7 protein-coding genes are annotated in these 13,198 nt (G+C 71.9%); 5 read left to right on the top strand and 2 right to left on the bottom strand.

The genetic code is table 11. From position 1 onward, the window contains the following. Positions 1–159 precede the first annotated feature (159 nt). On the top strand, positions 160–2,340 hold the full coding sequence (locus D7Y21_RS04145) for a hypothetical protein (RefSeq protein ID WP_233611970.1): 2,181 nt from the start codon (positions 160–162) through the stop codon (positions 2,338–2,340). A 58-nt stretch (positions 2,341–2,398) separates the two neighbouring features. Here the strand turns inward: D7Y21_RS04145 and D7Y21_RS04150 are convergent, their stop codons facing one another. After that, complete coding sequence (locus D7Y21_RS04150) at positions 2,399–3,859, bottom strand: glutamate synthase subunit beta (RefSeq protein WP_121711393.1); 1,461 nt, start codon at positions 3,857–3,859, stop codon at positions 2,399–2,401. Between the two features lie 3 nt (positions 3,860–3,862). Then, positions 3,863–8,434, bottom strand: a complete 4,572-nt coding sequence (gene gltB, locus D7Y21_RS04155) for a glutamate synthase large subunit (protein WP_121711395.1) — start codon at positions 8,432–8,434, stop codon at positions 3,863–3,865. A gap of 285 nt (positions 8,435–8,719) precedes the next feature. Here gltB and D7Y21_RS04160 point away from each other — a divergent pair, with 285 nt between their 5' ends. From D7Y21_RS04160 to D7Y21_RS04175, 4 genes are read left to right on the top strand one after another with little or no spacing between them, the layout of a single operon-like run. Continuing rightward, positions 8,720–9,319 (top strand): biliverdin-producing heme oxygenase, encoded by a 600-nt coding sequence (locus D7Y21_RS04160; RefSeq protein WP_121711396.1) that lies wholly within the window; start codon positions 8,720–8,722, stop codon positions 9,317–9,319. Next, positions 9,300–11,570: an ATP-binding protein gene (locus tag D7Y21_RS04165; RefSeq protein WP_121711398.1), complete on the top strand. Its 2,271-nt coding sequence runs from the start codon at positions 9,300–9,302 to the stop codon at positions 11,568–11,570. The genes D7Y21_RS04160 and D7Y21_RS04165 overlap by 20 nt, the downstream gene beginning before the upstream one ends. Further along, positions 11,567–12,004 carry a response regulator gene (locus tag D7Y21_RS04170; protein ID WP_120562084.1) on the top strand — a complete coding sequence of 146 codons (438 nt, stop codon included), beginning with the start codon at positions 11,567–11,569 and terminating at the stop codon, positions 12,002–12,004. The genes D7Y21_RS04165 and D7Y21_RS04170 overlap by 4 nt, the downstream gene beginning before the upstream one ends. Continuing rightward, positions 12,001–13,191, top strand: coding sequence for a hybrid sensor histidine kinase/response regulator (locus D7Y21_RS04175; protein ID WP_120562083.1), 1,191 nt, complete (start codon positions 12,001–12,003; stop codon positions 13,189–13,191). The genes D7Y21_RS04170 and D7Y21_RS04175 overlap by 4 nt, the downstream gene beginning before the upstream one ends. Positions 13,192–13,198: the final 7 nt, after the last annotated feature.

Genomic DNA, 13,198 nt, shown 5'->3' on the forward strand with positions numbered 1-13,198 from the left:
CAATCGCGCGGGCAGCACCTTGTCCGGGGCCTGACTTCGAACCTCATGGGTCGGGCGTCCGTGCGCGCACTTCACCCCCGCGGCGTTGAATCAATGCCAGCCATTCAAGACAAAGGCTGGCTTTTCCCGGGGGAATGTATGTTGTGGAAGTGCGAGGAATTGAGAATCGTCGTGGTGGGAGCCGTGCTGGCGATCAGCGGCTGCGCGAAGGAACCGGCGCAGGAGCCGGCTCCGGAGCCTTCAGGGCAGGACGCCGCGGAGGACTCGCGGGTGAGCAGCACGAGCCTGGGGGAGCTGCCCCTCGTGCCGGGCCTGTCCGTCGCCGGAACGTTCGCCCAGAAGCTGGAACAGCCCACGCCCCTGGGGGAGACGACGGCCGTGAACGTGAAGCTGCCGCCCCCGGCCAACCGGCTGCTCGCGGACAGCCTGGTGCGCGTGGTGGGTGACCCGGCGCGGCCCACGGTCCTGTTCCACTCCGACACCCTGGCGCGGCTGGGCGCGATTCCCTCGAGCCCCGGTCCGGACTTCTTCACGCTCTTCGCGCAGCTCCCGGACTCGGAGCTGGAGCGGCGCCAGGAGAATGAGCGCCGCCTGGCCTCGGGCGAGCTTGGGGTGACCACCCGGGAGACCGTCCTGTTCAACGGACGCCACCCGGCTGCCCGCTACGAAGGACTCCCCGTGGACGCGGCGGCCTTCGGGTGGGGCGAGCAGGTGCCGGTTACGATCTGCCCCCTGCTGCCGGCCTCCACCCAGCCCCGGTGGGAGCGGACGCTGATGATCCGCGACCCGGCCGTGGTGCTCGACCCGGCGCGCACGTGGGACCCGTGCACCGGCGCGGGGACGAAGGGCGGCGTGTGGACCTTCGCGCACCTCATGCGGGAGATGGCCCAGGGGTCTGGCGCGCGGCCGGAGGCCTTCGTGCTGAACTGGCTGTCGCTCTGGCTCAATGACTTCCAGTCCAACGGCGACACGGTGCCCGCGCGCCGCAAGATGTATGACGAAGTGATTGCCCCCTGGGCCGCCGCCAGCGGCGCGACCTCGTCCCTTGAGTTCAACGCCTCCACGAACCGCTGGGAGGTGGTGTTGAGCAAGCCGCTGGACCTGGACATCGCGCCCTTCCGGCTGCTGTCCATCGTCAACCGCATCGACCTGGCCAGCAGTTGGGACTACGCCGACCGGCAGACCGACCCGGGCGAGCTGCGCTTCATCTTCGGGCTGACGCGCCCCTCGCCCTGGGGAAGCGGCGGCACGGAGGCGACCTGCAACCTCAAGCCCTTCACCGTCATCTTCGAATACGGCGTGCCCGGCGAGGGGTGCTCGCCGGTCGTCGCCTGGGCACGGCAGTGGGCGCTGCTGGGGACGTACAGCTCCTTCAACGCGGCCTACAAGGCGCAGCTCACGCAGATGACCCAGAGCGTCGTCCTGCGGGGGCGGGCTCCGGGGAAGGGCAACGCCAACGCGCTCAACCAGATCCGCACCAACGAGGCCGCCCTGGCGTTTCCGTGGGAGCTGCGCGAGTTCCGGCTGGCGGACGAGAACCCCGTCACCGGCAAGGACAAACCCTCCAACGGATTCCTGCGCGTCCACACCATGGCGCTGACTCCGGATGACGCGACCCATGATTCCCAGACGGATCCGGACATCGACTCCTTCGTACGCACCCAGGTCAAGAACGGCGTCGAGCAGCCGGTGACCGTCCCCACCCGGTGCACCGCGCAGTTCACGGTGCCTCGCACCTTCAATGGCAGGCCGTTCCTGGGCGCCAACTCGCTGGTGGCGTCGCCCACCCACTGGGAGGGCTTCAGCGTGGTGCCCACGAATGCCACGGAGGTCTGCGCGCGGAAGGAGTTCTCCGTCAACACGTGCAATGGCTGTCACTTCAAGGACACGGGCACGAACGACCTCTCCGGCACGGACAACCTGGCCTTCACGCACGTCAGCCCCACGTCGGGCATCCCGGCGCGGCTGTCCAGGTTCCTGACGGGCGGGGGCCCAGGCTTCATGTTCGCCGTACCGGACGCCCAGTTCGGGTCCGCCGTGGCGTCGTGGTCGTTCGCGGACCTGCTGCGCCGGCATCAGCGGCTCCAGGAACTGGCCAACTGCACCACGTGCGGATGGGTCAGGGGCCTGGACACGGGCTACCTGGAGCGGATGGAGGCGCTCGCCGGAAGCGTGCCCCTGGACGTGCCGCCCGGCTCGCCCGAGCCGGCGCTCACGGTGGGGCCCATCCGCGACGTCGGCGTGGTGAAGAAACTGCTGGAGCTGCGCCAGGACTTCAGGACGCAGCCGCGGGAGGTGCCGCTCGACTTCCTCCAGCCGCCCGCGGCCCGCGTCCACTAAAGCCGGCCGGGGCTCCTTCTCCCCTCAGGAGGAGGGGCCCCGTGCCGTTTGCGTCTTTTCAGAACGCGCAGTCCTGGCCGCGCGTGGGCAGCACGGAGGTGGTGCCGGACAGCCAGGTGTCCAGCGCGCGCGCCGCCTCGCGGCCGTCCGCGAGCGCCCAGACGATGAGGCTCGCGCCCCGGCTGGCGTCGCCCGCGCAGTACACGCCCGGCGCGGAGGTGGCGAACTTCGCGTCCACCTGCACCGTGCCGCGCGGCGCCAGCGTCACGCCCAGCTCCTCCGCCAGCCGGTCCGTGTTCGGGCCGGTGAAGCCCATGGCCAGCACGAGCAGGTCCACCTCGAACACCTGCTCGGAGCCCGGCACCTCCACCCGCTTCAGCGCGCCGTTCGGCTCGCGCTGCACCTCCACGCCCACCGTGTGCAGGCGCTTGAGCTGGCCGTCCTCGCCCTCCAGCCGCTTCGTCATCAGCGCGAAGGCGCGGTCGCCGCCCTCCTCCTGGCTGGACGACGTACGGAACACCAGCGGCCAGCGCGGCCACGGGTTCTCCTTCGCGCGCACCTGTGGCGGCGCGGGGAGCAGCTCCACCTGCATCACGCTCGCCGCGCCCTGGCGCAGCGCCGTGCCCAGGCAGTCCGAGCCCGTGTCGCCGCCGCCGAGGATGATGACCCGCTTGCCCTGTGCCTCCAGCCGCGCGTCCGGCGCGGCGCCCGCCGTCACCACGCGGTTCTGGTGCTCCAGGTAGTCCATGGCCTGCATCACGCCGGACAGCTCGCGGCCCGGCACGTCCAGCTCGCGGGCCTTGCGTGCGCCCAGGGCCAGCACCACGCCGTCGTACTGCTCGCGCAGCGCGCGCCAGCCCGGCGTGACGGCCACGTCCTCACCCGTGCGGAAGACGATGCCCTCCGCTTCCATCAGCGCGAGCCGGCGGTCCAGCACCGCCTTCTCCAGCTTGAAGTCCGGGATGCCGTAGCGCAGCAGGCCACCGGCGCGGCTGTCCTTCTCGTACACCGTCACGCTGTGCCCGGCCGAGTTGAGCTGCGCCGCCGCCGCCAGTCCCGCGGGGCCGGAGCCCACCACCGCCACGCGCTTGCCCGTGCGCCGCGCTGGAGGCCGGGCCTTCACCCAGCCCTCCGCGAAGGCGCGCTCCGAAATCTCCTTCTCCATCTGCTCGATGGTGACCGCGTCCCGGTCGATGGCCAGCACACACGCGGCCTCGCACGGCGCGGGGCACAGCCGTCCGGTGAACTCCGGGAAGGTGTTGGTGCGGCTGAGCACCTGGTACGCCTCCTTCCACTGGCCCCGGTACACCGCGTCGTTGAAGTCCGGGATGAGGTTCCCCAGGGGACACCCCTGGTGGCAGAAGGGGATGCCACAGTCCATGCAGCGCCCCGCCTGCCGCTTCGCCTCGTCCGCCGCCAGCGGCAGGTGCAGCTCGCGCCAGTCCTCCAGGCGCTCCACCTTGTCCCGCTTGGGTGCGTGGACGCGCTGCCACTCCATGAAACCCGTGGGCTTGCCCATGGTTCAGGCCCCTCCGCCAACGACGTGGAGCTGCTGCACGCCCGCGGCCGGCGGCGGCCTGCGCGCCGCCCTGCGCGCCTGGAGCACGCGCTTGTAGTCGGACGGCATCACCTTCATGAACTGCGGCACCATCAGCTCCCAGTTGTCGAGCACCCGCCGCGCGAGCGCGCTGCCGGTGTGGTGCAGGTGGCGTTCAATCATCCCGTGCACGAGCCAGATTTCCGACTCGTCCACCAGCGACTCCAGCTCCACCATCTCCAGGTTGCAGCGCTCGCGGAAGCTGCGCTCGCGGTCCAGCACGTACGCGGTGCCGCCGCTCATGCCGGCCGCGAAGTTGCGGCCTGTCTGGCCCAGCACCACCACCACGCCGCCCGTCATGTACTCGCAGCCGTGGTCGCCCACGCCCTCCACCACCGCCTGCGCGCCGCTGTTGCGCACCGCGAAGCGCTCACCCGCGAGTCCCCGCAGGTACACCTCGCCGGCCGTGGCGCCGTAGAGCACCGTGTTGCCGACGAGCACGTTCTCCTCGGGAGTGAAGCGGCTGCCCTCTGGCGGGTAGACGATGATGCGTCCGCCGGACAGCCCCTTGCCCAGGTAGTCGTTGGTGTCGCCCTCCAGCTCCAGCGTCACGCCGGACGCGAGGAACGCGCCGAAGCTCTGGCCCGCGGAGCCCTTCAGCTTCACCCGCAGCTTCCCGTCCGGCAGCCCCTGCGCGCCGTGGCGGCGGGCAATCTCGCCGGACAGCATGGCGCCCACCGCGCGGTGCGTGTTCGCCACCGGCAGCGACAGCATCAGCGGCGGCCCGCCCGCGAGCACGGACTGCGCCTTCGTCAGCAGCTCGTGGTCCAGGTGGTCCGCCACGTCCTTGCGGTGTGGCGTCTGGCAGTGGCGCGGCTCGGTGGCCGGCGCGGACGGCGCGGTGAGCAGCGCGGACAGGTCCACCTTGCGCGCCTTCCAGTGGTCCACCGCCGCGCGCTGGCGCAGCAGGTCCACCCGGCCCACCAGCTCATCCAGCTTGCGCACGCCCAGCTTCGCCATGTGCCGGCGCAGGTCCTCCGCCAGCAGCAGGAAGAAGCTCACGACGTTCTCCGGTGTGCCCTGGTAGCGCTCGCGCAAGCTGGGGTCCTGCGTGGCGATGCCCGCCGAGCAGGTGTTGAGGTGGCACTTGCGCAGCATGATGCAGCCCACGGACACGAGGCTCGCGGTGGCCAGGCCGAACTCCTCCGCGCCCAGGAGCGCCGCCACCAGCACGTCACGCGCGGTGCGCAGGCCGCCGTCCACCTGCACGCGGATGCGCGAGCGCAGGCCGTTGTGCACCAGCACCTGCTGCGTCTCCGCCAGCCCCAGCTCCCACGGCAGGCCCGCGTGCTGGAGGCTGGAGAGCGGAGAGGCGCCCGTGCCTCCCTCGTAGCCCGCCACCACCACGCAGCCCGCGCCCGCCTTGGCCACGCCCGCGGCGATGGTGCCCACGCCCACCTCGCTCACCAGCTTCACGCTCACGCGCGCCTTCGCGTTCACGGACTGGAGGTCGTAGATGAGCTGCGCCAGGTCCTCGATGGAGTAGATGTCGTGGTGCGGCGGCGGCGAAATCAGCGTCACGCCCGGCGTGCTCCAGCGCACGCGGGCAATCCGCTCGTCCACCTTGTGGCCCGGAAGCTGGCCGCCCTCGCCGGGCTTGGCGCCCTGGGCCATCTTGATTTGAAGCTCGTCCGCGTTAACCAGGTACTCCGCGGTGACGCCGAAGCGCGCGCTGGCCACCTGCTTGATGGCGCTGCGGCGCGAGTCGCCGTTGGGGTCCTTGGTGTAGCGGCGGGACTCCTCGCCGCCCTCGCCGCTGTTGGACCGGCCGCCCAGCCGGTTCATCGCGATGGCCAGCGTCTCGTGCGCCTCCGCGCTGATGGAGCCGAAGGACATGGCGCCGGTGACGAACCGCCGCGCCAGCTCCAGCGCGGGCTCCACCTCCTCCAGCGGCACCGGCGTGCAGCCGTCCGTCACCACGTCCAAGAGGCCACGCAGGTTGCTGTGCTCGCGCGTCTCGTCGTCCGCCAGCTTCGAGTACTCCTGGAACCGGGCCGCGTCGTTCGTGCGCACCGCCTCCTGGAGCTTCGCCACGGTGGCCGGGTTCCACTTGTGCCGCTCACCCTGCCGGCGCCAGCGGAACTGACCGCCCACGGGCAGCAGGTCCTCCTCGCCGTCCGCGCCGGCGCCGAAGCCGCGCGCGTGCCGCTCCGCCACCTCGCGGCCCAGCTCCGGCAGGCCCACGCCCTCCACGCGCGACGACGTGCCGGTGAAGTGCTTCTCGATGAGGCTTCGTTGCAGGCCCACCGCCTCGAAGAGCTGCGAGCCGCGGTAGGACTGGAGCGTGGAGATGCCCATCTTGGACATCACCTTGAGCAGGCCCTCCTCCAGGCCGTGCAGGTACTGCGCCTGCGCCTTGTCCGCGTCCGCCTTGAGCTCGCCCGCGTCCGCCAGCGCACGCAGCGTGTCCAGCGCCAGGTACGGGTTCACCGCGGACACGCCGTAGGCGAACAGGCACGCGAAGTGGTGCACCTCGCGCGCCTCCGCCGTCTCCAGCACGATGCCCGTGTACATGCGCGTGCCGTCGCGCACCAACCGCTGGTGCACCGCGGACACGGCCAGCAGCGCGGGGATGGCCGCGTGCGCCGCGTCCACGCCCCGGTCGCTCAGCACCAGGATGCTCGCGCCCGCGTCGACGGCGTCCACCGCCGCCGTGCACAGCCGCTCCACCGCGACCTCCAGCGCTGTCGCCGCGCCGCCCGCGTGCGGGTAGAGCAGGCTCAAGGGACGCGGCTCGAAGAGGCCCGTGTCTCCGCGCAGGTTCGCCAGCCGCGCCAGCTGCCCGTTGGTGAGGATGGGGCCGGGCAGCGACAGCCGGTGGCACTGCTCCGGCGTCTCCTCGAAGGTGTTGCCCTCCGGGCCCAGCGCGGTGGCCAGCGTCATCACCAGCGCCTCGCGCAGCGGGTCGATGGGCGGGTTGGTCACCTGCGCGAACAACTGGTGGAAGTAGTTGAAGAGGGTGGGGGCCTGGTCGCTCAGCACGGCGAGCGGCGTGTCCGTGCCCATGGAGCCCGTGGGCTCCTTGCCCGTCTCCGCCATGGGGGCCAGCGTGGTGCGCACGTCCTCGTCCGTGTAGCCGAACGCGCGCTGCAGCCTCCACAGCGTCTCGCCCTTCAGGCGCGCGGGGGCGGGGACGGCGGGCAGGTCCTCGAAGGTGAAGACGTTGCGCTGGAGCCAGCGGCGGTAGGGCCAGCGCGAGGTGATTTCATGCTTCACCTCCTCGTCCTCCAGGATGCGCCCCTCCGTGGTGTCCACCAGCAGCATGCGGCCCGGCGTCAGCCGGCCCTTGCGGCGCACCTGCGACGAGGGCACGTCGATGACGCCCGTCTCCGACGCCAGGATGATGCGGTCGTCCTCCGTCACCAGGTAGCGCGCGGGGCGCAGGCCGTTGCGGTCCAACGTCGCGCCAATGAGCTGCCCGTCCGTGAACGCGATGGCCGCGGGGCCGTCCCACGGCTCCAACAGGGACGCGGAGTACTCGTAGAAGGCGCGGCGCTCGTCGCCCATCTCCTTGTGGCCCTCCCACGCCTCCGGGATCATCATCATCATCGCGTGGGGCAGGGTGCGGCCGCCCAGGTAGAGCAGCTCCACCATGTTGTCGAACTGCGCGGAGTCGCTCTTGCCCGGGACGATGATGGGCCACAGCGGCTCCAGGCTCCCGCCCAGCTTCGCCGTCTGGAGCAGCCCGCGCCGCGCCGTCATCCAGTTGCGGTTGCCACGCAGTGTATTGATTTCACCGTTGTGCGCGATGAAGCGGAACGGCTGCGCCAGCTCCCACGTGGGGAAGGTGTTGGTGGAGAAGCGCGAGTGCACCAGCGCCAGCGCGCTGACGAACTCCGGGTGCCGCAGGTCCGCGTAGAAGCGCGGCAGCTGCCGGGGCAAGAGCAGGCCCTTGTAGATGAGCGTCTCCGACGAACAGCTGGCCACGTGGAAGCGCCCCTGCGGATCCACGCCGCGCGCCAGCACGCGGTTCTCCACCAGCTTGCGGATGCGGTAGAGCTTGCGCTCGAAGGCGCTGGGCACCACGCGCCTGCGCGCGATGAAGAGCTGCCGGATGACCGGCGCCGCCTCCCGAGCAAGCGGCCCCAGCTCCTCCGGCGCCACCGGCACGTCGCGCCAGCCGAGCAGCCGCTGCCCCTCCTCCTCCACCACGTCCTCGAACAGCGCCTCGCACGCGCGGCGCGCCTCCGGCTCCGGCGGCAGGAACACCTGCGCCACGCCGTACTGGCGTCGCGGCGGCAATTCGAAACCCAGCCGCGGCGCTTCGTGGTTGAAGAAGCGGTGCGGCAGCTGCACCAGGATGCCGGCGCCGTCGCCCGTCTCCGGGTCGCGCCCTGCCGCGGCGCGGTGGCTCAGCCGGTTGAGCAGCTCCAGCGCGTCCTCCACGATGCCCCGCGAACGCTGTCCACGGATGTGGGCCACGAATCCCACGCCGCAGGCGTCGTGCTCGGTCTCCGGCTCATACAGCCCGTAGCGCGGAGGGAGGGTGAACGGCATCGTCAGGGCCCCTTTCCCGCATGACGCGGGAAGCCAAGCTGTGGAGCATTCAGGCTAACGCGTTGTGTCGCGGCCCGTAAAGACAGGGCGACTCAGGGGGTCGACTCACCGCGTGGAGTGGTGCCGGGGAAACAGGCACCCCGTGAAGCCTCACGCTCCGTGCGCCCCCCGCCGCATGCGTAAGTGAACGGACAACAGTCACCCGCGATGAACGGCCAACATTCAGCGCAATTGGTTCTTTCCTCGTGCCGCGCCGCTCCCGATCCTCCGGGCACCTTGGAACTGATGCAGCGGCTGAGGACGGAGACGCGCCCCCACCATGAGCGCACGGAGGGCGCGGTGCGTCTGATGGACGCGCACCTGACACCCGCGGCCTACCAGCGCCAGTTGGAGGCCTTCTACGGTCTCTACCTGCCCCTGGAAGCGCTGCTCGCCGGACCCCTGGCGGCCCTGGAGCCGGCGCTGGATTCGAGGGCGCGCTGGAAGACGCCGCTGTTGGATGCGGACCTGCGCGCCATGGGGCACGACACGGCCTCGCTCGCGCGGCTGCCGCGCGCCTCTTCACTGCCGGCGCTGCCGGGGCTGGCGGAGGCGCTGGGCTGCGCATACGTGCTGGAGGGCTCCACGCTGGGGGGCCAGCTCATCCTGCGCCACCTGACGCGCCACTTCGGGCCGGACGCACGCGTGGGGAACTTCGCCTTCTTCCGGGCCTATGGCGACCAGGTGGGCCCCATGTGGCGCGCGTTCGGTGAAGCCCTCACCCGGGCGTCCGAACGGGCGGCCTCCGACACCTTCGACGCAGCCGTCGTGCAGGGCGCCCGCGATACCTTCGACACCTTCGCCGCCTGGTTGATGCGAGAGCACGATGGCTCCGTCCGTCTCTGATGCCGACCTCAGCGTCTGCGAACGCGAGCCCATCCACCTGCTGGGGGGCATCCAGCCCCGGGGTGTGCTCGTCGCCTTCCACCCGGACACGGAGGCCGTCGCGGTCGTGAGCGCGAACGTCCCCGCGCTGCTCGGCGCAGGGCCGGATGCGCTCCTGGGCAAGCCCCTGTCCGGCGTGCTGCCGCGCGGGCTGCTCGCGCGCGTGGAGGCGGGCACGGGGCCGGGGCCCGTCACCGTGGAGGTGTCGGGACAGCGCTGCTCCGCGCTCCTGCATGACAGCGACGGCCTGCGCGTGCTGGAGCTGGAGCCGCTGGCGGACGAGGACGTGGGCGCGGAGGAGACGGCGCTGGGCGCGGTGCAGCGGCTGGTGTCGCCGCTGGCGCGCGCGAAGGGCACGGTCGCGCTGCTTCAAGAGGCCGCGGACGCGGTGCGGGAGCTCATCGGCTACGACCGGGTGATGGTCTACCGCTTCCACGCGGACTTCCACGGCGAGGTCGTGGCGGAGAGCGTGCGCGAGGGCGTGGATTCCTTCATGGGCCTGCACTACCCCGCGAGCGACATCCCCGCGCAGGCGCGCGCCCTCTACACGCGCAACCCCGTGCGCCTCATCGCGGACGTGGACGCGAAGGCCGTGGGCCTGGTGCCGCCGGTGCTGCCGGGCACCCAGCGCCCGTTGGACCTGTCCGGCTCCGCGCTCCGCAGCGTGTCGGAGATCCACCTGGAGTACCTGCGCAACATGGGCGTGGGCGCGTCCTTCAGCGTGTCGCTCCTGAAGGACGGACAGCTCTGGGGGCTCATGGCCTGCCACCACCTGGCGCCCCGCACGGTGTCCGCCGCGCGGCGGCAGGCGTGCGAGGTGCTGGCGCGCGTGTTGTCGCTCCAGCTCGCCGCGGAGGAGCGGAGCCTGGAGTCCGCCGCCCAGGCGCGCCGCGCGTCGCTGCTCAACGCGCTGGTCCTGCCGAACCTGGGCGAGCACAGCCCCGCGAAGGCGCTGGAGGCGCAGGCCCCGCTGCTGATGGAGCTCACGGGCTCCCACGGCGTGGCGCTGGTGCTGGGCGCGAGCGCGGGCCCGGAGGCGTCGCCCCTCTTGCTCGGCACCACGCCGTCCGCGGAGGAGGTGCGCGCCCTGGTGGCCTGGCTTTCGGAGCGCGAGCTTTCGGAGGAAGCCTTCCACGTGGACCGGCTGGGGGACGTGTACCCGCCGCTGGCCTCGCGCGCGGACGTGGCCGCGGGCCTGCTGGCGGTGCGCCTGGACCCGTCCGTGCCGCACTTCGCGCTGTGGTTCCGCCCGGAGGTGGCGCGCACCGTGGCGTGGGCCGGCAACCCGAACAAGCCCGTGCGTCCGGAACCGGGCCATGCACGGCTGCGTCCCCGCGCGTCCTTCGACGTGTGGCGCGAGGAGATGAAGGGCGCCTCCACTCCGTGGTCCGCGCAGGACCTGGAGGCGGCGCGCGCGCTCAAGGGGGCGCTGGTGGGCGTGGTGCTGCGGCACGCGGAGGAGCTGGCCCGGCTGTCGCGGGAGCTGGCCCGCTCCAACGCGGAGCTGGACGCGTTCGGCGGCACCGTGGCGCACGACCTCAAGGAGCCCCTGCGCGGCATCCTCCAGTACAGCTCCTTCCTGCAGGAGGACTTCGGCTCCACGCTGGGCACGGACGGACTCGGGCAGCTGGAGGCCCTGGGGTGGCTGGCGAAGCGCACGCACGAGCTGCTGGACAACCTCTTCGAGTTCAGCCGCCTGGGCCGCCTGGAGCTGTCGTGGGAGGAGACGGATCAGCAGGCCCTGGTGGAGGACGTGCTGAGGACGCTGGGCGCACGGCTGGAGGAGGGCAGGGTGGAGGTCCGCCTGCCCCGCCGCCTGCCCACGGTGGCGTGTGACGCCGTCCGCATCCGCCAGGTGTGGGCCAACCTCATCAGCAACGCGGCCAAGTACCAGACAGCCGAGCCGCGCTGGGTGGAGGTGGGCTTCGTGGGGCCCGGGGAAGCGCGCCCGGAGGCGGCGCGGCACGTCACCGCGCCCTACCTTTTCTACGTGAAGGACCCGGGCATCGGAATCGCGCCGCAGTTCCACGAAGCCATCTTCGAGCTGTTCCGCCGCCTGCATCCCGCGCAGGCCTATGGCGGCGGCACGGGGGCGGGGCTGGCCATCGCGCGCCGGCTGGTGTCGCTGCACGGCGGCGCGCTCTGGGTGGACTCCGCGCCGGGCCAGGGCTCCACCTTCTTCTTCACGCTGGGCGAGGGACCGCGTTCATGAAGCCGCTGCTGCTGGTGGAGGACAGTGATCCAGACGCGGAGGCGCTGATGCGCATCGCGAAGCGGCTGCCCCTGCCCGTGCCGGTGGTGCGCGTGCGCGACGGCGAGAACGCCCTGGACTACCTCTACCGGCGCGGGGCCCACGCGGACGCGGAGCGCCCGGTGCTCGTCCTGCTGGACCTGCACATGCCCGGCATCAGCGGGCGCGAGGTGCTGGCCACGCTGAAGGCGGACCCGGACCTGCGCTCCATCCCCGTCATCATCTTCTCCTCCTCCGTGGAGGTAGGGGACGTGGAGGGCGCCTACGCGGACGGCGCCAACAGCTACCTCTTCAAGCCCGAAGTCGGTCCCCAGCTGCAGGCCACCGCGGAGGCGCTCCACGCCTTCTGGTTCAAGGCCGCGCGCCTGCCCGAGGTCCAGGAGCCGGAAGCATGAGCCTGCGCGTGCTGCTGGTGGACGACGGCATGGCGGACCGCCTCGCGGTCAGCCGCGCGCTGGCGCGTGACCCGGACATGCAGTGGGAGGTGGTGCCGGTGTCCTCCGCGGAGGACGCGCTGGCGTACCTGGCCGCCAACACCGTGGACGCGATGCTGCTCGACTACCACCTGCCCGGCATGAACGGCGTCAGCATGCTCCAGAGGCTCACGGAGCTGGCGCTGCCCAGGGTGCCCGCCGTGGTGGTGCTCACCGGCAGCGGCAACGAGCGCGTCGCGGTGGACGCCATGAAGGCCGGTGCCCAGGACTACCTGGTGAAGGAGACCTTCAGCCCGGAGCGCCTGCGCCGCAGCCTGCGCGCCGCGGTGGACACGGTGCTGATGACGCGCGAGCTGGAGGAGCGCCGCCTGCGTGCCGAGCGCGCCGAGGCCGCCGCTCGCGAGGCCCTGGCCGTGCGCGACGAACTCTTCTCGCTGGCGACGCACGACTTGAAGGGCCCGCTTCAAATCATGACGCTCAACGCCCAGGTGCTGCGCCGGCAGATTCCCCCCGCCGCGATGACGCCCGCCCTGGAGACGCGCCTGGGCCACATCGTGCGCGCGGCGCACCGCATGGGCGAGCTCATCGACCACTTCCTGGAGGTGACGCGCGGCCAGGAGCGCCCCCTCAAGCGCGAGCCCATGGACCTGCTGGCCATGGTGCGCGGCAAGGTGCGCGAGCTGGAGGCCAACGCGTCACGCCACCACTTCGTCCTGGAGGTGCCGGACGGGCGCGACTTCACCGGCGATTGGGACGCGCACGCCCTGGAGCGCGTGCTGGAGAACCTGATGGGCAACGCGGTGAAGTACAGCGCCGCGGGCTCCACCGTCATCGTGCACCTGACGGTGGAAGAAGCGCAGACGCAGCAGTTCGTGCTGCTCGCCGTGACGGACCAGGGCATCGGCATCCCTGCCGGGGACCTGCCCTTCGTCTTCGAGCGCTTCCACCGCGGGCGCAACGTGTCCCGGGACGTGTCCGGCAGCGGCGTGGGCCTGGCCAGCGCGCGCCGCATGGTGGAGCTGCACGGCGGCACGCTCGCCGTGCGCAGCGTGGAGGGGCAGGGCTCCACCTTCACCGTGCGCCTGCCCCGGGGCATCGCGCTCCCCGCGGGGCCCGCGCGGTCCACGTCCGAGCACACCGCGCCGTAGCGCGGCG

It is taken from the genome of Corallococcus sp. AB045, assembly GCF_003668895.1.
GTDB classification, from domain to species: Bacteria; Myxococcota; Myxococcia; order Myxococcales; family Myxococcaceae; genus Corallococcus; species Corallococcus coralloides.

Coding starts and splice junctions, on each gene's coding strand:
- D7Y21_RS04150 (WP_121711393.1), bottom strand. CDS start 3,859: ATGGGCAAGCCCACGGGTTTCATGGAGTGGCAGCGCGTCCACGCACCC.
- gltB (WP_121711395.1), bottom strand. CDS start 8,434: ATGCCGTTCACCCTCCCTCCGCGCTACGGGCTGTATGAGCCGGAGACC.
- D7Y21_RS04160 (WP_121711396.1), top strand. CDS start 8,720: ATGCAGCGGCTGAGGACGGAGACGCGCCCCCACCATGAGCGCACGGAG.
- D7Y21_RS04165 (WP_121711398.1), top strand. CDS start 9,300: ATGGCTCCGTCCGTCTCTGATGCCGACCTCAGCGTCTGCGAACGCGAG.
- D7Y21_RS04170 (WP_120562084.1), top strand. CDS start 11,567: ATGAAGCCGCTGCTGCTGGTGGAGGACAGTGATCCAGACGCGGAGGCG.
- D7Y21_RS04175 (WP_120562083.1), top strand. CDS start 12,001: ATGAGCCTGCGCGTGCTGCTGGTGGACGACGGCATGGCGGACCGCCTC.